General features: G+C 40.5%; 1 protein-coding gene and 1 pseudogene. Both read right to left on the reverse strand.

Annotation, left to right across the window (positions count from 1 at the left end; translation table 11 throughout):
* Positions 1-71 precede the first annotated feature (71 nt).
* Positions 72-878 (reverse strand): annotated as a pseudogene (locus D5269_RS17860) (type I restriction endonuclease); the annotation flags it as partial.
* A gap of 4 nt (positions 879-882) precedes the next feature.
* Positions 883-1,289, reverse strand: a 407-nt coding sequence (locus tag D5269_RS17865; RefSeq protein ID WP_120487613.1) for a HEPN domain-containing protein, incomplete at its 5' end; no start/stop codon positions are given.

Here is a 1,289-nt window from a genome sequence, read left to right on the forward strand (position 1 = left end):
ATTTTAATCTTTTTAATTCCATATTCCTGATTATATCTCTTTTTGGCAAAATTTCAAATGCTGTTGCCCTGAATGGTGTGCTTTGCAAAGAATGTCTTTGTGAAGTCCACAAGGTCGGGAATGACCTTGTTGTTGCCGTCTGCCCAATAGGAAGTGAACTCGAAGCTGTTGGAAGTTTTCTTGCTGTGCTTCTTGGCGGAGTTTTCACTTTCCTTGATGTGGCTCGCTCTGGTGGTGTTGGAATAATACTTTGTGAATGTGCCGTTGGAGATAACGAAAATCTGCACATACTCATAAAGCCCACAACCAGCCCAGAAACTATCACGCTGATAGCGGTTGATTTGGTTGAACGCTTCTTTGATGGCTACGCCACGGCGTTTCAGTTCCACATGAACCAAAGGCAGACCGTTCACAAGGATAGTCACATCATATCGGGTGTCGTGCGTTCCGGCACTTTCCTCATACTGATTGATGACCTGCAAACGGTTGTTGTGGATATTCTTCTTGTTAATCAGAGAGATGTTCATCGTCGTGCCGTCCTCACGGGTCAGATTTTGAACATAGTCTTCTTGAATTTTTCGGGTCTTTTCCACGATGCCCTCATTGGCGTTGGCAATTTTACTTTTGAAAAAGCTGTCCCATTCCTTATCCGTAAACTGATAGTTATTGAGTATTTCTAACTGTCTGCGGAGATTGGCAATGAGTGCATCGGCGTTGTGAATGGTCACATACTCATAGCCCTGTTCGCCCAGCATTTTGATAAATGCTGCTTCCAGAGTCGCTTCACTCTGGTAAGCATCAGAGCGTTTGGTTTGTGGCTCATATTCGGTTACAACCGTACTTTCATTGGTTGAAAGTACGATATGGTAGGTACTCATAATATCACCTCAATTCTTCATCTTTTCCATTTTCTCTAACTAACGATTCATAAACAAATTTTAGAATATGCGCAAACGCAAACAAGAACACGGGATTTGCCGACATTGCTTTTGCTTCGCACATGTATCTATACTCAGGAAATGCTTGATCTTGTTCTTTTAGACATAAGTAAAATTCTTTTTCCCTATTTTTTATACCAATATTTTTCGATATATATTCCTGCTCATTCTGGGGCAATTTTTCAAACAGTCCCTTTAATCCATGCGTCTTTGAGAAATCCACGCCAAAGCCATATAATATTGCTTTCAAAAATAACTCACATGAAAATGCTACATTTGCTAGGCCTTGTTTGAAAAATAAATATTGCACAAATCGTTGGCAAGAGCGAAAATAGGAATATGAAACGGTAT

Origin of the sequence: Anaerotruncus sp. 1XD42-93 (assembly GCF_009917605.1) — a bacterium.
In the GTDB taxonomy this organism is placed as follows: Bacteria; Bacillota; Clostridia; order Oscillospirales; family Ruminococcaceae; genus Anaerotruncus.